The 20,138-nt window shown below is 49.0% G+C and carries 17 protein-coding genes; 6 read left to right on the top strand and 11 right to left on the bottom strand.

The window, feature by feature from the left end; genetic code table 11:
* Positions 1–169: 169 nt before the first annotated feature.
* The 5 genes from asnB to nagB all read right to left on the bottom strand — a co-directional run bounded on the left by asnB (position 170) and on the right by nagB (position 7,087).
* Positions 170–1,849 (bottom strand): asparagine synthase B, encoded by a 1,680-nt coding sequence (gene asnB / locus PGW97_RS11650; RefSeq protein WP_047887784.1) that lies wholly within the window; start codon positions 1,847–1,849, stop codon positions 170–172.
* 303 nt (positions 1,850–2,152) lie between these two features.
* Entirely contained in the window at positions 2,153–3,742 is a 1,590-nt protein-coding gene (locus PGW97_RS11645) for a cation:proton antiporter family protein (protein WP_047887783.1), read from the bottom strand.
* A 174-nt stretch (positions 3,743–3,916) separates the two neighbouring features.
* Positions 3,917–5,131 carry a DNA-binding transcriptional regulator NagC gene (gene nagC, locus PGW97_RS11640; protein WP_047887782.1) on the bottom strand — a complete coding sequence of 405 codons (1,215 nt, stop codon included), beginning with the start codon at positions 5,129–5,131 and terminating at the stop codon, positions 3,917–3,919.
* Positions 5,132–5,134: 3 nt separating this feature from the next.
* On the bottom strand, positions 5,135–6,271 hold the full coding sequence (gene nagA / locus PGW97_RS11635) for an N-acetylglucosamine-6-phosphate deacetylase (protein WP_217392687.1): 1,137 nt from the start codon (positions 6,269–6,271) through the stop codon (positions 5,135–5,137).
* A 15-nt stretch (positions 6,272–6,286) separates the two neighbouring features.
* Complete coding sequence (nagB, locus tag PGW97_RS11630; RefSeq protein ID WP_273857368.1) at positions 6,287–7,087, bottom strand: glucosamine-6-phosphate deaminase; 801 nt, start codon at positions 7,085–7,087, stop codon at positions 6,287–6,289.
* Between the two features lie 255 nt (positions 7,088–7,342).
* Here nagB and nagE point away from each other — a divergent pair, with 255 nt between their 5' ends.
* On the top strand, positions 7,343–8,833 hold the full coding sequence (gene nagE, locus PGW97_RS11625) for an N-acetylglucosamine-specific PTS transporter subunit IIBC (RefSeq protein WP_273857367.1): 1,491 nt from the start codon (positions 7,343–7,345) through the stop codon (positions 8,831–8,833).
* A gap of 426 nt (positions 8,834–9,259) precedes the next feature.
* A complete protein-coding gene (glnS, locus tag PGW97_RS11620; protein ID WP_047887778.1) occupies positions 9,260–10,924 on the top strand; it encodes a glutamine--tRNA ligase in 1,665 nt (554 codons plus the stop codon).
* Positions 10,925–11,049: 125 nt separating this feature from the next.
* On the opposite strand, the gene fur is transcribed toward glnS, so the two are convergent.
* Positions 11,050–11,496 carry a ferric iron uptake transcriptional regulator gene (gene fur, locus PGW97_RS11615; RefSeq protein WP_047887777.1) on the bottom strand — a complete coding sequence of 149 codons (447 nt, stop codon included), beginning with the start codon at positions 11,494–11,496 and terminating at the stop codon, positions 11,050–11,052.
* 217 nt (positions 11,497–11,713) lie between these two features.
* Here fur and PGW97_RS11610 point away from each other — a divergent pair, with 217 nt between their 5' ends.
* Positions 11,714–12,214, top strand: a complete 501-nt coding sequence (locus tag PGW97_RS11610; protein WP_047887776.1) for a DUF4442 domain-containing protein — start codon at positions 11,714–11,716, stop codon at positions 12,212–12,214.
* Between the two features lie 157 nt (positions 12,215–12,371).
* Here PGW97_RS11610 and fldA read toward each other — a convergent pair whose 3' ends face one another.
* The 3 genes from fldA to PGW97_RS11595 form a co-directional block, all read right to left on the bottom strand.
* On the bottom strand, positions 12,372–12,899 hold the full coding sequence (gene fldA, locus PGW97_RS11605) for a flavodoxin FldA (protein WP_047887775.1): 528 nt from the start codon (positions 12,897–12,899) through the stop codon (positions 12,372–12,374).
* A 158-nt stretch (positions 12,900–13,057) separates the two neighbouring features.
* Positions 13,058–13,279, bottom strand: coding sequence for a DUF2788 domain-containing protein (locus tag PGW97_RS11600; protein WP_047887774.1), 222 nt, complete (start codon positions 13,277–13,279; stop codon positions 13,058–13,060).
* A 77-nt stretch (positions 13,280–13,356) separates the two neighbouring features.
* Positions 13,357–14,124 carry an alpha/beta fold hydrolase gene (locus PGW97_RS11595; RefSeq protein WP_047887773.1) on the bottom strand — a complete coding sequence of 256 codons (768 nt, stop codon included), beginning with the start codon at positions 14,122–14,124 and terminating at the stop codon, positions 13,357–13,359.
* 102 nt (positions 14,125–14,226) lie between these two features.
* On the opposite strand from PGW97_RS11595, the gene seqA reads away from it, so the two are divergent.
* Positions 14,227–14,775 (top strand): replication initiation negative regulator SeqA, encoded by a 549-nt coding sequence (gene seqA / locus PGW97_RS11590; protein ID WP_047887772.1) that lies wholly within the window; start codon positions 14,227–14,229, stop codon positions 14,773–14,775.
* A gap of 35 nt (positions 14,776–14,810) precedes the next feature.
* Positions 14,811–16,457: a phosphoglucomutase (alpha-D-glucose-1,6-bisphosphate-dependent) gene (gene pgm, locus PGW97_RS11585; protein ID WP_273857366.1), complete on the top strand. Its 1,647-nt coding sequence runs from the start codon at positions 14,811–14,813 to the stop codon at positions 16,455–16,457.
* A gap of 184 nt (positions 16,458–16,641) precedes the next feature.
* Here the strand turns inward: pgm and PGW97_RS11580 are convergent, their stop codons facing one another.
* Positions 16,642–17,481, bottom strand: a complete 840-nt coding sequence (locus PGW97_RS11580) for a DUF1853 family protein (protein WP_047887770.1) — start codon at positions 17,479–17,481, stop codon at positions 16,642–16,644.
* Between the two features lie 335 nt (positions 17,482–17,816).
* Here PGW97_RS11580 and PGW97_RS11575 point away from each other — a divergent pair, with 335 nt between their 5' ends.
* Entirely contained in the window at positions 17,817–18,575 is a 759-nt protein-coding gene (locus PGW97_RS11575) for a Nif3-like dinuclear metal center hexameric protein (protein ID WP_273857365.1), read from the top strand.
* A gap of 84 nt (positions 18,576–18,659) precedes the next feature.
* Here PGW97_RS11575 and PGW97_RS11570 read toward each other — a convergent pair whose 3' ends face one another.
* Entirely contained in the window at positions 18,660–19,949 is a 1,290-nt protein-coding gene (locus PGW97_RS11570) for a citrate synthase (RefSeq protein WP_047887768.1), read from the bottom strand.
* Between the last annotated feature and the right edge of the window lie 189 nt (positions 19,950–20,138).

The following is a 20,138-nucleotide window of genomic DNA, read 5'->3' as shown; positions in this document are numbered from 1 at the left end:
CATTTCAATCAGCGAACAAACAAAAAGCGAGAGCCAAGGCTCTCGCTTTTTTTATGGTTATGGGGCTGGTTTGGTATTGCCAGCCCCGACGCTGCATGTGTCCGAATGTAACGTTGTTCTTAGTCAAAAACGTGCTGAGTCAGAAACGTACAGGTGTTGATGAATACATTTATACCGACGCTTTCTGGTATGCCTCGTTGTGTACGGCGGCTACTGCACGGCCAGATGGATCGGCACTGTTTTTAAAGCTCTCATCCCATTCAATCGCTTTAGCACTTGAGCAGGCAATTGATGGACCACCTGGTACACATTTCGCTGCGTCTTCCAGTGGGAACAGCTCTTCGAAGATTTCGCGGTACACGTACGCTTCTTTGGTGGTCGGCGTGTTGTACGGGAAGCGGAATTTCGCAGTTTCCAGCTGCTGTGCCGTGACTTTTGCTTCAGCCACTTCTTTTAGCGTGTCAATCCAGTTGTAACCTACACCGTCAGAGAACTGCTCTTTCTGGCGCCAGGCCACAGATTCCGGCAGGTAGTGGCCAAAGCATTCACGAAGAATGTGTTTTTCCATTTTACCGTTGCCACACATTTTGTCCTGTGGGTTGATACGCATGGCCACTTCCAGGAACTCTTTATCCAGGAACGGAACACGAGCTTCAATACCCCATGCCGCCATTGATTTGTTCGCACGAGCACAGTCAAACATGTTCAGAGCCAGCAGCTTGCGTACGGTTTCTTCGTGGAACTCTTTGGCGTTTGGTGCTTTGTGGAAGTACAGGTAACCACCGAATACTTCATCTGCGCCTTCGCCAGACAGAACCATCTTGATACCCATTGCACGGATCTTACGTGACATCAGGTACATCGGGGTTGATGCACGGATAGTGGTCACATCATAGGTTTCGATGTGGTAAATCACGTCGCGAATCGCATCCAGACCTTCCTGAATGGTGTAGGTCAGTTCGTGGTGAACCGTACCGATGTGGTCGGCAACCTTTTTCGCGGCTTTCAGATCCGGTGCACCTTCCAGGCCAATCGCAAATGAGTGCAGGGTTGGCCACCAGGCTTCAGATTGCTCATCATCTTCAATTCGGCGAGCCGCAAACTTTTTGGTGATTGCGGAAATCACGGAAGAATCCAGGCCACCGGACAGCAATACACCGTATGGTACGTCGGTCATCAGCTGGCGTTTTACGGCACCTTCCAGCGCGTTGGTCAGAGCGACTTTGTCAGTAACGTTTTCGGCAACACTGTCGAACTCCATCCAGTCACGCTTGTAGTAGCGAACCGGTTCACCTTTTTTGCTCCACAGGTAATGGCCTGGAGGGAACTCGCTGATGGTTTTACAAACCGGTACCAGCGCTTTCATTTCAGAGGCTACGTAGTAGTTTCCGTGCTCATCATAACCTTGGTACAGCGGGATGATACCGATGTGGTCACGGCCAATCAGGTATGCGTCTTCCTGCTCATCGTACAGGATGAAGCCAAAAATACCGTTCAGGTAGTCCAGCAGTTCCGGCCCTTTCTCTTTGTACAGTGCCAGAATGATTTCACAATCAGATTCAGTCTGGAACGGATAATCCGGGGCAAACTCTGCGCGAAGTTCTTTGTGGTTGTAAATTTCGCCGTTAACAGCCAGGGCATGAGTTTTGTCGGCGTTGTAGAGAGGCTGCTCGCCGCTGTTCAGGTCAACAATGGCCAGACGCTCGTGCACCAGAATCGCACGGTCTGATGAATAGATACCGGACCAGTCCGGGCCACGGTGGCGCATTTTTTTTGACATTTCGAGTGCCGTTTGACGCAGCGCGGTTGCATCACTTTTAATGTCTAGAATCCCGAATACTGAACACATACTTCCTACCCCAAATCTAATGGCTGATTGCTATCCATGTAACTGTTGGAATCGAGATGTAGCCGGTTGACTAATCTGTCAGGCAGATCCTGACTACATACTTGTCGTTTCCCTGTTGGTTTTTAAAATTGCGTATTCGATAATGAAATGCAACCTCTAACTTCAATTCAATAAACAAAAAGCATCTATGGTGAATATTGTTTAATAAAAACCAAAAATACAGAATATTTTCTATATTGAGGCGATATTTCGTACGAAAAAACAAACGGCAGCCTGAGCTGCCGTTGGAGGGGGAAAGGAGGATTAAAGCTTTGACTTAATTTGTGGCGACAAATGCTCAACGACGTGGCGAGCAAAGCCACTACCGGCTTCGTTGTAGATATTGAAGGCGGCATCGACACCCAACTCTTTCAGTTCGGCTTCATCATCATTGTATTTTGCGATGGCGGCAATTTGTCCCTGATAGTCACGTTCGCGAATCTGCTCCAGCGCAAAGTTATTGGCCTGGCTGTGTGGCATTGCCAGCAGGATCAGCTTGGTGTTGCGTTTGGAGATGACCCGGGCCCAGAAGTCCGGGTCAGTTGCATCGCCGTGAATGACATGACGGCCTTCTTCTCGATGCTGGGCCACGGATTCTTCACGGGTTTCAACGCCAATCACCTGATCCCCGTAACGAGCAACCAGCTCATCATAGGCACCGGTACCGATACGGCCCATCCCTAGAATAAGAATCTGCTTCTCACCGAGGTCTATCAGGCGATCGCTGGCGTTAAGTTTTTCCGGTTCAAATTCTTTAAGCCATTTGGCGGCATCTTTGTACAGCCGGTGGCCAAGGCTGTTGAGTGGGGCGGCGATCAGGAATGACATCGATACTGCAATGGCAATGGCGACCAGGAAGCTGCCAGGCAGGAGGCCCATGCTGTATGCCAGTCCACCCACAATCAGACCGAATTCACTGTAGTTAAACAGCGTCAGGGTACCGAGTAGCGAAGTGCGGACACGGTAGCGGAACATATTGAAAATGACGTAGTACAGGATCCCTTTAAGTGGCAACAGGGCGATCAGCAGCAGTGCCATCAGCAGGCCATCAATGGTCGGGGTTTCCGAAAGACCGATATTGAGGAAGAAACAGACCAGCAGCAGCTCTTTGAAGTTAAACAGTGATTTCGACATTTCTGATGCTTTCGGGTGGGCGGCCAGCAACATACCCATGATCAATGCCCCCAGATCCGGTTTCATCCCGACGGCTTCAAACAATCCAGCTCCGGCAACCAGCGCCAGGAATACGCCGTACAGAACCAGCATTTCACCGTGGCCGGCACGATCCAGAATTTTAAACAGGGAAGGGCGCAACAGCGGCAGTGCGAACAGCGCCAGGGCGGTAATGTCCGGGACTTTACCGGTCGAAATAGTCAGGAAAATGACCGCAAAGATATCCTGCATCACCAGAATACCGATCGACAAGGTACCGTAGGTGGCATTCAGCTCGCCTTTTTCCTGCAGCGCTTTAATGGCAAAAACGGTACTGGAGAAGGACAACGCAAAACCCAGCAGAGCCAGTTGCGTGATATCCAGGTCAGCCATAATACCAATACCGAGCTGCTTGAGCGCCAGTAGAGCCAGGGTAAACAGGCCGGTTGTCAGCAGGTTATGCAGGGTTGCACCGCCCCAGATCTCTTTTGCCAACAGGGTTTTGACATCGAGTTTCAGGCCAATGGTAAACAGCAGTAATGTGACACCCAGATCTGCCAGTGAGGAGAGGGTGGCGGTGGATTCATAGCCTGAGATGTTTAACGCGAACCCGGCGACAAGAAAGCCCACAAGCGGAGGCAATTTGCACCTGAGGGCAATGTAACCTGCCAAAAAGGCAGCAATGATATATACAAGTTCCATGGCTTGACTGAAATTTCTTATGGTTAGAAGACGATGCCCCGTCTGACGGGGGACACATTTTGCGCAGAAATATAACACAAGGAGCATGCTCCGAATAGGAACATGCTCCTTGTAATTGTTACAATATGAATAACTTAGCGAGCTGTCTACCCGCTGAATCGGCTAGCTGTTTGGTTATTCTTCCAGCAATTTCTGCAGCAATACACCGTTTAGCATGGCACGCTTAATCATTGAAAATGCACCAATTGTCGGCTGGGTATACAGCTCTGATTCGACGATTGGCAAATCTTTGTGGAAGGTCGACAGCGACTGGGTCTCAATGCAGCGACGAATCGCCGGGAACACAATATTTTTCGCCTGTACAATGTTGCCGGAAATGACAATTTTCTGTGGGTTGAACAGGTTAATCGTCATCGCCAGCGCTTTACCCAAATGGTTACCGACTTTAATCAGTGCCTGAGTAGCCAGTTCATCCCCTTTGTTTGCCGCTTCGCAGATAGCGGGCATCGTGACCTCTTCCAGCTCCTGTAAACTGCTTGGGTAGCCCTGAGCCAGCAGAGCTTGAACGTGCTTGATGATCGCCGGTTCAGAGGCAACGGTCTCAAGACAGCCAAAATTACCGCACTGGCATTTGTCGCCCAATGGATCAATCTGGATGTGGCCGATTTCGCCCACATTGCGGTTATATCCCAGGAATACCTGGCCGTTAACAATGATGCCTGAACCGGTACCGTGGTGAACACTGACCAGAATTGAATCATGGCAGTCACGGCTGGCCCCAAAGTAGTGCTCGGCCAGTGCCAAGCCACGGATGTCGTTACCGACAAAGCAGGCTACGCCATATTTGTCGGTAATGATATCAGCCAGTGGCAGGTTATCGACCTCGATGTGCGGCATGTAATCCACCACACCGGTCTCAGGGTCAATCAATCCCGGTAACGTGATACCGAATGCTACCAGTTCGCGCATGATGCTCTGGTTATCAGCGATAAACTGCCGGATATGGTCAAGCAGGCCGTCAATCAGTGCTTGCTGACTGGTGTAATGAAATGCATGGCCGGTACCGGCAATGAATTTACCGCTCAGATCGTACAGCGTCAGTTCGATGTAATTGCGGCCCAGACGGATCGCAATTGAGTGAAAAGGGGTTGATTCCGTTGTCAGGGAGATAGCTCTCCGACCGCCGGTAGATGCCTGCTGCGCGACCTCTTTAATCAGGCCGCGCTCCAGCAGTTGGCGGGTGATCTTAGTAACACTTGCCGGGGCTAGCTGGCTGACGTCAGCAACCTGGATTCGTGAAATAGGGCCCTGCAAGTCAATGAGCCGGTAAACAGCTGCACTATTTAGCTGCTTTACCAGATCTACATTACCAATTTGTCCGCCTGTCATAGTTTAGTTCTGCTCGTATTCGCCGTTAACAACAGTCGCCCGGACACGGTAGTCACGATCAAAAATAGTCAGGTTAGCAACCATGCCTTTTTTGATGGCCCCCAGTTTCTTGTCAACGCCAATTGCGCGAGCAGGATACAAGGTAGCCATACGAATCGCTTCGTCCAGGGCGATACCTGCATGCTCGACACTGTTTTGAACTGCTTCAATCATAGTGAGTGCCGAACCACCCAGTGTGCCGTTTTCATCAACACACTTACCATCTCGGTAATATACTTTCTTACCGACAAAAATAAAGTGATCAATGTCTGCTCCTGCGGGTGCAGTTGCATCGGTGACCAAAACAAGTTTGTCACCTTTCATGCGATGCGCCATTCGGATGTTGGCGTAGTCCACATGGAAACCGTCGGCGATGATACCGGTATATACCTCAGGGGTATCATAAATAGCACCAACCATACCGGGTTCACGTCCGGCAATTGGGGTCATGGCGTTGAACAGGTGGGTAGCGAAGCTGATACCGGCCGCAAAGCCTTTACGGGCTTCCACATACGTCGCATTGGTATGGCCTGCCGAGACGATAATGCCAGCCTCAACCAGCTGTTCAATATGGCTGTGGGCGTTTAGCTCCGGTGCCAGGGTCACTTTGGTGACCACATCAGCATTCTCGCAAATCGCGTGAATCATCGAATCATCAGAACGACGAATATGGTCAACAGAGTGGATCCCTTTTTTCATCACGTTAAGGTATGGTCCCTCAAGGTGCAGGCCCAGAGAGTGATTCTGGTATTTACTCTGGTATTCACGAGCCGCCTGGATAGCCGCTTTCATGTCTTCATCTGAAGAGGTGATCAGAGTGGGCAGAAAGCTGGTGCAGCCAGACTTGAGGTTGGCGCGATGCATGGTATGAATGGTGTCGGCGTTAATTTCGTCATTGAACATGACGCCACCGCAACCATTCAGTTGTAAGTCAATAAAACCCGGTGTGAGGTTAGCCCCCTCCAGATCGCAGGTTGCTATTCCGGCAGGTAGGTCAGACTCAGGGCAAACAGCGTGAATGTTCACGCCGTCAATGATGACGGCGTGGTTATTCAGCACATCGCTCCCGGTAAAAATGCGGCAGTTGGTCAGCGCGTACATGAATAACTCCTTCAATTACAGATGTTTGATGTTTTCTGCTTCAAGCTCTTTGAAGTACTTCACAGTCTTCACTTTCAGTTCCTGCGTGGCAGGTTCATCGCAGACAATCAGTGACTTAGGATGAATCTGAAGGGCTGATACCGTCCACAGATGGTTAACTGAACCTTCGACAGCGGCCTCAAGAGCCTGTGCTTTACCGTGGCCGGTTACCAGGATCATGATCTCTTCGCTATCCAGCAGCGTTCCGACACCGATGGTTAGTGCGTATTTCGGCACCTGGCTGATATCGCCGTCAAAGAAGCGGGAGTTGGCAATACGAGTATCTTCGGTCAGGGTTTTAATGCGCGTGCGTGAAGCCAGCGATGAGGCTGGTTCGTTAAATGCGATATGACCGTCGTTGCCTACGCCACCCATGAACAGGTTGATTTTGCCGTAAGACTTAATTTTGGCTTCATAACGTTGGCATTCTGCGTCGTGATCGTCAGTGTTGCCGTTCAGGAGATTGATATTTTCTTCTTGAATATCAATGTGATTGAAGAAGTTGTTGTACATGAAGCTACGGTAAGATTCCGGGTGATCCGACGGGATACCGATGTACTCGTCCATGTTGAATGTTACAACATGTTTAAAACTTACTTCTCCTGCTTCATAAAGCTCAATTAAGCGCTTATATGTAGCCAGTGGCGTACCGCCGGTAGGCAGTCCAAGAACGAAAGGACGTTCTGCGGTAGGCTTAAATTTATTAATACGATCAGCAATATAGCGAGCAGACCACAGACCTACATCTTTAGCATTGTTCAGTGGGATTAGTCTCACGGCGACACCTCATTCCAAGTTTCGATTATGGGTCAATTCTAGCGCGATTCGGGGTTTGTTTTGGATAATAAAATAAGTTTTATGATCGAGCTAGCAAAATCGCTGTTAGATTGGGTTTGCAGGTGATTATGATCACAATTGAAGAGGTTTTAATTTGCGGGGCGAAATTAATTTCTTACACTGCATATTACTTAATCGGATAACTAAAATAAGTTATTCATATCGCATCTGAGAAAACCATAGGGGGAACTGAGGGTGAATATTCTTGGATACTTTCAAAAAGTAGGTAAAGCGTTAATGGTGCCAGTCGCCACGCTGCCTGCTGCTGCAATCCTGATGGGTGTCGGTTACTGGATTGACCCGAATGGCTGGGGGGCGAACAGCGCTCTGGCAGCTTTTCTGATTAAAGCCGGTTCCGCCATCATTGATAATATGTCGGTACTGTTTGCGGTTGGTGTCGCATACGGTATGTCTAAAGATAAGGATGGTGCGGCGGCACTGTCTGGCTTCGTTGGCTTCCTGGTGGTAACCACGCTGTTGTCTCCGGGGGCTGTTGCACAAATCCAAGGTATCGACCCAAGCTCAGTACCGGCTGCGTTTAACAAGATTAACAACCAGTTCGTTGGTATTCTGGTTGGTATTGTATCGGCTGAAATTTACAATCGCTTCTCCCATGTTGAGCTTCACAAAGCTCTGGCCTTCTTCTCTGGTAAGCGTTTGGTTCCTATCCTGACGTCGTTTGCAGGGATTTTCATTGCCTTTATCCTGATGTACATCTGGCCTGCAATTTATGGCGGTCTGGTATCGTTCGGTGAAGGTATCCAGAGTCTGGGTGAAGTGGGGGCTGGTATCTATGCCTTCTTTAACCGTCTGCTGATTCCTGTTGGTCTGCACCACGCGCTGAACTCTGTATTCTGGTTCGACGTAGCGGGTATCAACGACATTCCTAACTTCCTGGGTGGCGCTAAGTCAATCGCGGAAGGTACAGCGACACCGGGTGTAACGGGTATGTACCAAGCGGGCTTCTTCCCAATCATGATGTTTGGTCTGCCTGGTGCTGCACTGGCGATGTACCACACTGCGAAAGCGAAAAACAAAGAGAAAGTTGCCTCTATCATGATTGCAGCGAGCTTCGCGTCTTTCTTCACTGGTGTGACTGAGCCTCTGGAATTTGCGTTCATGTTCCTGGCTCCGGGCCTGTACGTTCTGCATGCACTGTTGGCGGGTATCTCTGTGTACATTGCGGCATCAATGCACTGGATTGCGGGCTTTGGCTTCTCTGCCGGTCTGGTTGACCTTGTATTGTCGACGCGTAACCCACTGGCGGTTAACTGGTACATGCTGATTGTTCAGGGGCTGGTGTTCTTCGCCCTGTACTACTTTATCTTCCGTGCGGTGATTGTGAAGTTCAACCTGAAAACACCGGGCCGTGAAGACGAAGATACCGAGTCGTCTGCTGTTACCGGTTCACAGGAAACGGGTGAGTTGGCGAAACAGTATCTGAAAGCGCTGGGTGGTCATGAAAACCTGGAAAATATTGATGCGTGTATCACTCGCCTGCGTCTGACTCTGAAAGATCGTAGCCTGGCAGATGAGAAAACTCTGAAAGCACTGGGTGCGATGGGAGTTGTCAAACTGGGTTCAAATAACCTGCAGGTTATCTTGGGTCCATTGGCAGAGATTGTGGCTGGTGAAATGAAGAAAATCCCAGCAAGCGAAGATCTGTCCGCAGTAAAACTGCCATAAGAGAAATGCCGCTGGTTATCTGAAACCAAAGGGTTCTCTGCAAGTCGGCCTCAGTAAGAGGCCGATTTTTTTCCCACTTGCTTGGTCTGCTAACGTGAGTACAAATCACAAAAACAGAGTAGGGAAAGGTGTGGCGTTAGGTCGTTTCTGTATCTGTTTTTCGCTTTGCGCAGTATCGATATAGAAGCGGTTTGCACTGCTTCAAACCGGGCTGCCGCTATCCCTGATAGGCACCTGAGTGGAATGTTGTATTCGGCTTTTATCTGAAAGCCATTTAATTGCTGAGAATAATCTCTCGATTGCCCCGCGAATAGCGGGGTTTTTTTATCCATATCGACAAACAATGCATACTATTTGTTGAGTCATACCCCATATTTATGGATCATAGGGAAATCAAAAATCCTTCAGCACACGAGGTGTACCTAGATGAGTGAATCTGAAGCTCGTCCAACGAACTTTATCCGTCAAATCATTGATGCGGATTTAGCCAGTGGCAAACATACCAGCGTTCATACCCGATTCCCGCCAGAGCCAAACGGCTACCTGCATATCGGCCATGCGAAATCTATTTGTCTGAACTTCGGTATCGCTCAGGACTACCAGGGTCAATGTAACCTGCGCTTCGATGATACGAACCCAGAGAAAGAAGACATCGAATACGTTGAGTCAATCAAGAAAGATGTTAACTGGCTAGGTTTCGAATGGGACGGTGAAGTTTGTTACTCGTCTGACTACTTTGACAAGCTTCATGGGTTTGCCATTGAACTGATCAACAAAGGCCTGGCTTACGTGGATGAGCTAAGCCCAGAGCAGATCCGTGAGTACCGTGGTACCCTGACTGAGCCGGGTAAGCACAGTCCATACCGTGATCGCAGCGTAGAAGAAAACCTTGAGCTGTTCGACAAAATGAAGAACGGTGAAGTGGAAGAAGGCAAAATGTGCCTGCGTGCGAAAATCGATATGGCATCACCGTTTATGGTAATGCGCGATCCCGTTCTGTACCGTGTGCGTTTCGCTACTCACCACCAGACAGGCGACAAGTGGTGCATCTACCCGATGTATGACTTCACCCACTGTATTTCCGATGCACTGGAAGGCATTACTCACTCTCTGTGTACGCTGGAATTCATGGACAACCGCCGTCTGTATGATTGGGTGCTGGATAACATCACCATTGACTGCCGTCCACGCCAGTACGAGTTCAGCCGTCTGAACCTGGAATACACCGTGATGTCCAAGCGTAAGCTGAATCAGCTGGTGACTGAAAAGCTGGTTTCTGGCTGGGATGATCCACGTATGCCTACCATCTCTGGTCTGCGCCGTCGTGGCTTTACGCCTGCGTCTATTCGTGAGTTCTGTAAGCGTATTGGTGTTACTAAGCAAGACAACACCATTGAGATGAGCTCTCTGGAGTCATGCATCCGTGATGATCTGAATGACATCGCACCGCGTGCAATGGCGGTTCTGGATCCGGTGAAGGTGGTGATTGAAAACTTCGACGGTGCCACTGAAATGCTGGAAATCGCGAACCACCCTAACGACCCTGAAATGGGTAACCGTCAGGTACCATTCACGCGTGAACTGTACATTGAGCGTGAAGATTTCCGCGAAGAAGCGAATAAGAAGTACAAGCGTCTGGTGCTGGGTAAAGAAGTACGTCTGCGCGGTGCTTATATCATCAAAGCTGAACGTATCGAAAAAGATGAAGCGGGCAATATCACCACGATCTTCTGTACTTACGACAATGACACTCTGGGCAAAAACCCGGCAGATGGTCGTAAGGTGAAGGGCGTGATTCACTGGGTATCGGCTGAAGCAGGTGTTCCGGCGGAATTCCGTCTGTACGATCGCCTGTTCACTGTACCAAACCCAGGAGCAGCAGAAGACTTTGTTTCTGTCATCAACCCTGAATCTCTGGTGGTACTGAAAGGTTTCGTCGAGCCAGCGCTGGTTTCAGCAGAAGCAGAAAAAGCATACCAGTTTGAGCGTATGGGTTACTTCTGTGCCGACAGCAAAGACTCATCAGCAGAGAGTCTGGTATTTAACCGTACTGTTGGTCTGCGTGATACTTGGGCAAAAATTGGTGACTGAGACTAAGTCTCAGTAGCTCAAAGATAAAAACCAGCCGAAAGGCTGGTTTTTTTATAGAGGGAGAAATATCAGTGTCAGTGGCCAGTGTTGAGCCGTCCGGCCCTGGTCGTTATGGTTGTGACTGATTATTTCTCGTCGTGAAGACTTTCGTCTTCCTGGCAATTACCATTCGCACAGTGACCGTACAGGTACAAGCTGTGGTTAGTAAGAGTGACATTGAAGCTGGCTGCGATTTCTTTCTGACGCTGCTCAATGAGATCGTCAGAAAATTCAATCACTTTACCGCAATCCAGGCAAACCAGGTGATCATGGTGGTGCTGGGTAGCCAGCTCAAACACCGATTTACCACCTTCAAAATGGTGGCGTGTGACGATGCCTGCATCATCAAATTGGTTCAGTACACGGTAAACAGTTGCCAGGCCAATCTCTTCACCGATATCGATGAGTTTCTTGTATAGGTCTTCAGCACTGATGTGCTGGCATTCAGGCTGTTGCAGCACTTCCAAAATCTTTAGACGTGGAAGCGTTACCTTCAGGCCAGCTTGTTTAAGTGCGTGATTATTATCTGACATTGGATTTTCCTATTGGCTATCCGCACCCTCATGGCACGGTAGTCTTTCTCTTCTTTATTCATTATAAGTGACCACAAGGTAACAATAAACCTAAAAGCGGGTCAATCTTGCTGATCTCTAACTTTTTCTTCTGTTGCTTTATTGTTAATGGAATGTACATTTGTCGCGGTGTAGAGTAAGCTTTGGCTCATCGTACCAGTATTCAGGAAGAAACTACGTGTATCGATTCTACAAACCGGGCATTGTCAAAGCAGCCCTGAATATATGGCCACCTTTTTGGGGAGCCGGCATTCGTATCGTCCATATTTCCGACGATTTTCGGGAAGTTAAGATCAGGCTGAAGTTAAGATGGTGGAATAAAAATGCTAATCGTACTCAATACGGCGGCAGTATTTTTTCTCTGACGGATCCTGTCTACGCGTTGATGCTGATGGGGATTCTGGGTAAAGAATATTTTGTCTGGGACAAGCACGCTGAAATTAACTTTATCAAACCGGGACAGACTGATTTATTTGCAGATTTTGTCATCAGTGAAGACTGCCTGAGCGACATTCATAAAGCGACGGAAGGGGGAGATAAGTACTTTCCTGAATTCGTTGTACATGTCAAAGATGCCAACGGTGAGGTCGTGTCACAGGTGAAACGGGTACTGTATGTCCGTAAAAAGCCGCAATACCGTGAAGCCGGCAATGAGGCGGAAAGCGAGGTGTTATCTTAAGCCGGACAATGAGCAACGTGGTACAAATCGACAATTAAGCCAGAGAGCAACGAGTAATTTTTCTTTTTAAAAGAGTATGTTGCATGTATCGGTTTCAAACGTCAGCCAATAAAAAACGCCAGGTAAAACCTGGCGTTTTGCTTGTGTGAGAAGGAAATTAGTCGGCCAGTTCTGCCAGACACATTTCTTCGTAAATTTGGTTAACCCATTTCTCAACACGCTCTTGCGTCAGTTCTGGCTGACGGTCTTCGTCGATACACAGGCCAACAAAGTGGCTATCGTCCACCAGGGCTTTAGATGCTTCGAACTCAAAACCTTCTGTTGGGAAATGACCAACAATCGTTGCGCCACGGCCTTCCACGATGTCACGTACTGTGCCCATGGCATCACAGAAGTATTCTGCGTAGTCTTCCTGGTCACCACAACCGAAAATCGCTACCAGCTTGGTTGAAAAGTCAATCTGCTCCAGCTCTGGGAAGAAGTCGTCCCAGTCACACTGTGCTTCGCCGTAGTACCAGGTTGGGATACCCAGTAGCAGCAGGTCAAAATTGTCGATGTCTTCTTTGCTGCTTTTTGCAATATCTTTGACTTCAACCAGCTTTTTACCCAGTTGCTTCTGGATCATTTTAGCGACAGCTTCTGTATTACCTGTGTCGCTACCAAAGAAGAGTCCTACACTCGCCATAGTAGAGATTACCCGTATTTAATTGTTGACCGTCAGCGAAAACGCTCACGATATACATAAATTAACCCGAGAGCCAAATGCTCCGGTCGCCAATGGCCATTCGGCTGAAAGCAGCGATTATACCTGCAATGATAACCATTGGCGTTGTAAAATTCAGCTTAACCGATGCCGGCGCCTTCCCAGCTAATCTGGATCAGCCCTTTGGTAACGAATCCTGCACAGCCCAAAAACAGGACCAGCCACACAATTTTGCGGCCAAAAGGCGGAACATTACCTTGCTTCAGCACATCTTTGATCGCCATACCGATTAAGAAGAAAATGGCGGCAAACATTAAATCCAGCCCGATAGATTCAAGCAAGTCCATGTGCTCATACAGCATTTGCGTCTCCTTACAGCCATAACGTTGTTGCTGAGTCAGGCGCGAACTATACCACAGACATAATGGTACTGTTAACGTTAAGCAGCTTGTAAGAAGTTTAAAATGATACGGTTAACCGTGTCCGGCTTTTCGGCATGAAGCCAGTGTCCGGTATTGGCAACCATGTGAGCTTTGGCATTCGGGAACTGGCGGCTGATCGCCTCACGGTGCTCTGGCAGAATGTACTCTGAATTCTGTCCTTTAATAAAGAGGGTTTTTCCTGCGTAAGGCGCGACTTCCGGCCAACCCATAATTGTGTCGTAGTTAGCAATCAGCCCGTCGACATTAAAACGCCATCCGTAGTCGCCGCTTTCTTGTTTGGCGAAAGATTTCAACAGGAACTGACGGACGCCCGGCTCAACCACATGCATGGCCAGGTACTGCTCGGCCTCACTGCGTTTGCTGACCGGATGGCTGGCAACTTCACGTAATCCGGCAAAGACATTTTGATGACGGTGAACCTGATAGTGGACCGGTGCCATATCCAGCACCATCAGGTGATTCAGGCGGGTAGTGGCCAGCTCAGTCATCGCCATGGCGACTTTTCCGCCCATGGAATGACCAATGACGGAAAAACGTTCAATATCCAGTTGATCCACAACATTCAGCACGTCAGTGGCCATGTCACGGTAGGTAAAACGGTCGCTGTGAGGGGAGCGTCCATGATTGCGAAGATCCACGCTGATCACTTTGTATTGTTCTTTCAAGGATCTGGCGAGCAGGCCAAGGTTATCTGCACTGCCGAATAAACCGTGGATCAAGACGATCACATCGCCTTCGCCATCAACCTGATAATGAAGTTTCACTGACTAATTTCTCTTGTTGTTAACGCTTTACCGTAGAGTATAACCTCGGTTCACGTTATAATCTCCCGGTGATTTTTAAACGGAACGACAATGAACACTACGATGAAGACTATTGAGGTAGACGAAGAGCTATATCGCTACATCGCCAGCCAGACTCAACATATTGGCGAGAGTGCATCCGATATTCTGCGCCGCTTGCTGATGATGCCTGATCAATCCGGATTAGCCGTTCACACTGAAGTTGCTATACCGGTTCGCCAAAAAGGGATCGTAGTCAGCAAAGATGCGGGCAAGGTCGAGCAGGCTGATCGTGTCAAAGAAATGCGATCTCTGCTGATCTCCGATGAGTTTGCCGCTCAGGAAAAAGCGATTGGCCGATTTATGCTGGTTCTGTCTTCGCTTTATCGTATCGATCCGGAAGGCTTTGCAGAAGCCGCGGCAATCAAAGGTCGTACACGCGTGTATTTTGCTGACAGCGAAGAAAAGCTGCTGGCCAGTGGTAAAACGACGAAGCCGAAAGCTATCCCGGAGACGCCATTCTGGGTCATTACGAATACCAATACTGATCGCAAACGCCAGATGGTTGAGCAGTTGATGAACAAGATGAGCTTCGGCGCGGATATCATCGAAAAAGTTTGCGGTGAAATTTAACAGGCAAAAGCCTTTGATTTTACAAGGATAAGTTAATGGCGATTCATCCTCGAGCTGGGCAGCGTGCCCAGCAAGAAGATATGCATAATATTCCTGCGTTAGTGGCAAATTACTTTCTGATCGAGCCGGACGTTCAAAACTCGCAGCAGAAAGTGGCTTTCGGGACTTCCGGTCACCGGGGAACGGCTGACAAGGGAACCTTCAACCAGCATCATATTTGGGCAATTGCCCAGGCCGTTGCAGAAGTTCGCGCTGCGAATGGGGTAACGGGTCCGCTTTTCTTAGGTAAAGACACCCATGCGCTGTCTGAGCCTGCTTTCACCTCCACCCTGGAAGTGCTGGTTGCCAATGGCGTACAGGTTGTGATTCAACAAGGCCGTGGCTATACGCCAACGCCGGGGATCTCACACGCTATTCTGTGCCATAACAAAAACCATGAGGCAAAAGCCGATGGTATCGTTATTACCCCGTCACATAACCCGCCTCAAGATGGTGGGATCAAATACAATCCAGTACATGGCGGCCCGGCTGAAGGGAACCTGACCAGTGCCATTGAATCTCGTGCCAACGAGATTATTGCCGCTGGGCTGCAGGACGTTAAGCGTGTAACGATTCAGGATGCTTTTGCCAGTGAGCTGGTGGAAGAGCGTGATCTGGTTGCTCCGTATGTTGATGATTTGGTTAACGTTATTGACATGGCTGCGATTCAGCAAGCGAACCTGAAACTGGGTGTGGATCCGCTGGGTGGCTCGGGTATTGAGTACTGGCGTCAGATAGCTGCTCGTTACGGGTTGGATCTGACTCTGGTTGATGAGTCGATTGATCCATCGTTCCGTTTTATGTCGTTGGATAAAGACGGCGTCGTGCGGATGGACTGTTCGTCACCGTACGCGATGGCGGGTCTGCTGGCACACAAAGATAAGTTTGATCTGGCTTTTGGTAACGATCCGGATTATGACCGTCACGGTATTGTAACGCCTACCGGATTAATGAACCCGAACCATTACCTGGCTGTTTGTATTGACTACCTGTATCGCCATCGCCCTGAATGGCGACAAGATGTTGCGGTTGGTAAAACGCTGGTATCTAGTGCACTGATTGACCGTGTTGTAGCTGATTTGGGGCGTGAGCTTTGCGAAGTACCGGTTGGCTTCAAGTGGTTTGTGGACGGTTTGTACAGTGGTGAGCTGGGCTTTGGCGGCGAAGAAAGTGCCGGAGCGTCTTTCCTGCGAATGGACGGTACGCCTTGGTCGACAGACAAAGACGGTATTCTTCTGTGTCTGCTGGCTGCGGAAATTACTGCAGTAACGGGTAAGAACCCGCAGCAGTACTACGAAGCACTGGCTGCCAAGCACGGTGAGTCGGCCTACAGCCGCCTGCAAGCGGTCGCAAACAGCGAGCAAAAAGCCGTGCTGAGCAAACTGTCGCCGGAAATGGTTGCTGCTGAGACGCTGGCTGGGGATGTTATTACTGCACGTCTGACCCATGCACCAGGTAATGGTGCCGCAATTGGTGGCCTGAAAGTAACAACTGCGAACGGGTGGTTTGCTGCACGTCCGTCAGGTACCGAAGACATCTATAAAATCTACTGTGAAAGCTTTAAGGGCAAGGAACACCTCGCTCTGATTGAACAAGAAGCGCAGGAGATTGTCAGTAAGGTTTTCGCTGACGCTGGTATGTAAGCTTCCAGCTTTCGAGTTACTGATCAGGTCGATTGCTGACTGAAATTTAAAAACGCCCGCTTTGCCGGGCGTTTTTTTATTGCCTCGTTTTATATTGCTCGTTTTATATTGTTCCACTTTTATTATTGTTTCATAGGGCCTATCGCGATCCCGTGTTTTCTTCAATCCTGTATGTCGAACTGTTCTATTTCACCATCTGATGTCCTAGCCTGTGTTCAGGTTGCTGAGCAGGCCAGTGATCCGGCATTACGAACCAGAGGTTTTCTTGCGCATCGACCGCCATGGCCGGATGAGAAATCACGCCCGTTAAAGGCGGCGTCGCCAGCGTTGAAAATGGCGGTGGAGCAATCCATTCCCGTTTTGTCAGCGGTCGTAATATCTTGTCTTGAAGCTGGTGGCTGTAACACCAGCGTCCGATGCTGGCTCCCGGATTAAGAGAAATGCCGGAACCTTGGCTGGTTTGATCTTCCGGGTAAAACAGTCGACCCTGCATGATGAGACGTCTAACCGCAACCTGACCGAAGATTGGGGAGAGCTGTTGTTGATAAGCCATGTGATCAGACAGGGCTAACTGGTGCTCCAGCATTCGCTTTGCTTTTTTATCTAAGTTGTCTTTGGCGTTAGGACCCGGCCAACTCTGCTCCCAGGCTAGGTAAAATTTGATTGCCACTTCCCAGTGTTCCAGTTCACCTGTCATCAGATTGCGAACCAGGAAATCGATCGCCCCCAATGTTTGTTTGTTGTCGTGTAGCTGAAGTTCTTCCGCAACCAGATCATAATGCGGGTGTTCAAGGATGAGTTGTTGCCAAAGCCACTGATAGTAAAAGCCCAACCGTGGATTGCCCTGGTAGGATGAATCCGCTGGAATATTGGCGGATTGGCGAAATTGCGCCAGCCAATCTTGGTCGATGATGTAGTCATGCCCCGTGAGCAGGGGCGGCAGATGTAAGACAGCCTCAAACGGGTTCGGCGAGCTCTGCTTATGGTTGAGCGGCTGGTTTTGCAATAGCTGGTTTGATGACATTTTGATATAAATCGCCTTTTTATATAAATAGATGGACTAAAAAGTTCGTCCGATTCTCATATCGCAGGAGATTTCTTCGATATCACCATGCCAATAATGGCTCTTGTGGATAACTATGGCGACTTATAAACAGCTCTGGTTTATTGTTAGCGTCGTCAGTGGGTAGCGAGATGGTATTTGTACCTTACCTATCGCGATTTTCCTGCAATGTCGGGCATGCTGCCTTTATTACCCTTGATGGTAACAGGTTAGGAGCAGGGTGTATGGCCTTATCACGGCTTTTTTCAGCCCGGTTTCACGTTAGAATAGGATCATAGACGCAAAAGGAAATGACCATGAATCAGTTAAAATTAGAAACTTTGCTCAATGAATTACTGAGTCCGCACCTGATCAAAGATTACTGCCCAAACGGGCTGCAGGTTGAAGGGAAAGCTGAGGTAAAAACCATTATCACCGGCGTGACGGCCAGCCAGGCGCTGGTTGACCGAGCGATTGAAGAAAAAGCAGACGCATTGTTGGTCCACCACGGTTATTTCTGGAAAGGGGAACCTTCTGAAATTCGTGGTATGAAATACCGTCGTATTAAGGCTCTGATTGAAAACGGGATTAATCTGTACGCTTACCACCTACCGCTGGACGTGCACCCAACCCTTGGGAACAATGCGCAATTAGCCAAGCTGCTGGATATTGAAATGCTGGGCGGGCTTGAGGCGGGTAATCCGAACTCAGTATCTGTTTTTGGCCAGTTTGCTGAGCCGTTGAGTGGTGATGAGCTGGCAGCACGTTTATCCATCGCATTACATCGTGAACCGCTGCACATCGGTGATACGGGGCCGGCAGAGATCAAGACCGTTGGCTGGTGTACTGGGGGAGGCCAGGATTTTCTTGAACTGGCTGCTCAGAAAGGGCTGGATGCCTTTATTTCCGGGGAAATTTCGGAACGTACTGTGCATACTGCCCGCGAGCTGGGTATTCATTATTTCAGCGCGGGTCATCATGCAACCGAGCGCTATGGAGTGAAAGCACTGGGTGAATACCTGGCAGCTAACCATGGCTTTGACGTGACCTTTATTGATATCGATAACCCAGTGTAGTAACTAAGTTCGTCGTGCCAAGCGGTGATGCGAAAGAAAGACGAATTAAAAAAGGGCCGTAAGGCCCTTTTTTAGTGAAGCAACTTATTCACGCTCATGCAGAGGTTTGAACGCACGCTGCTTGTAACCGGTGTACAGCTGGCGAGGACGGCCAATGCGGTTGTGCGGATCATTGTGCATTTCGTTCCAGTGGGCAATCCAGCCGATGGTACGGGACATTGCAAAGATCACGGTGAACATAGATACCGGAATACCGATTGCTTTCAGGATGATACCTGAGTAGAAATCAACGTTCGGGTACAGTTTCTTCTCAATGAAGTACTCGTCAGACAGAGCGATACGCTCAAGTTCCATCGCCACATCCAGCAGCGGATCCTGAATATTTAGCTCTTGCAGTACATCGTGACACGCTTCACGCATTACGGTTGCACGTGGGTCGTAGTTCTTATAAACACGGTGACCAAAGCCCATCAGGCGGAATGGATCATCCTTGTCTTTAGCACGTTCAATGTACTCAGGAATCTTGTCTACGCTGCCAATTTCTTCCAGCATTTTCAGACAAGCTTCGTTTGCACCACCGTGGGCAGGACCCCACAGAGAAGCAATACCCGCAGCGATACAGGCAAATGGGTTAGCACCCGAAGAACCTGCCAGACGGACTGTTGATGTTGACGCGTTTTGCTCATGGTCGGCGTGCAGCGTGAAGATTTTATCCATCGCGCGAGCAACGACAGGGCTCACTTCGTATTCTTCACACGGAGTGGCAAACATCATGTGCAGGAAGTTTTCCGCATAGTCCAGGTCATTACGCGGGAAGATAAACGGCTGGCCAATCGAGTATTTGTAACACATTGCTGCCAGAGTCGGCATCTTCGATAGCAGGCGGAAAGCCGTGATTTCACGGTGGGTATCGTTATTGATATCCAGAGAATCGTGATAGAACGCTGCCAGTGCGCCTACTACGCCACACATAACAGCCATTGGGTGTGCATCACGACGGAAACCGTGGAAGAAACTCGAAATTTGCTCGTGAACCATAGTATGGCGTGTCACCGTGGTACGGAAAGTTTCGTACTGCTCACGGGTCGGTACTTCGCCATACAGCAGAATGTAACAGACTTCCAAGTAGTCAGCGTTATTGGCTAACTGGTCAATCGGGTATCCGCGATGAAGCAGAATACCGTTATCACCATCAATGTAAGTAATTTGAGATTCACATGACGCAGTGGCTAGAAAACCCGGGTCAAAAGTAAAGTAACCGTTAGCGCCAAGCTTACGTACGTCAACTACTTCAGGCCCTTCAGTGCCCCCGATAATCGGCAGTTCGATCGGTGCATTCCCTTCAATATGAAGAGTAGCTTTCTTGTCTGCCATAACAATCTCCTTTGTTTTTTTATAATCCTAATCCGATCCTAGTCCTAGGCGGATGTGCATTTGTTGTACCGATCGGTGGAGTGATTGTCAATTTTTGTGCTCACTTGTGTGCGCTTGTTAATAACTTTGGATAAAAGGGGTAAATTTCTAAAAGCGTGTTAGAGGTCATGTAACAGGATTTGTAATTGG

Origin of the sequence: Photobacterium sp. GSS17 (genome assembly GCF_028621875.1) — a bacterium.
Classification (GTDB): Bacteria; Pseudomonadota; Gammaproteobacteria; order Enterobacterales; family Vibrionaceae; genus Photobacterium; species Photobacterium ganghwense.
The sequence above is the reverse complement of the archived record's forward strand: the minus strand, read 5'-3'. Positions and strand labels throughout refer to the sequence as shown.